General features: G+C 37.8%; 1 protein-coding gene. It reads right to left on the bottom strand.

The annotated features are described in order from the left end of the window. Positions 1-215 (bottom strand): hypothetical protein (locus SB749_RS19240; RefSeq protein WP_410711714.1); only part of this gene is annotated, 215 nt, incomplete at its 3' end. Positions 216-286: the final 71 nt, after the last annotated feature.

Raw genomic sequence — 286 nt, 5'->3', positions numbered from 1 at the left:
CCATCGGCTTCAGGATTCCTGTCGACACTAAAAAACTCATATGTGAAAAAAAGAATGTCTACACGCGAACGAGTACGAATGTAATCATTTTCTAATAGCTTGATATTTTCTACTGCTTGTACCGTTTTCTCAGCTGATAGTAGCCCATTTTCTCGTAACTCTTTCACTTTCTTCTTATACAGATTCAGCTTGTTTAGTTTTCCTTCCCATTCCACTACGAAAGGCAATAGTCTCACACCCTTTCAAACGAAAATAACCGTATGGAAACGGTTGTCTACCATATATA

The organism is Brevibacterium sp. SIMBA_078 (assembly GCF_046534565.1).
GTDB lineage: Bacteria > Actinomycetota > Actinomycetes > Actinomycetales > Brevibacteriaceae > Brevibacterium.
This window is presented reverse-complemented; position numbering and strand designations above follow the sequence as displayed.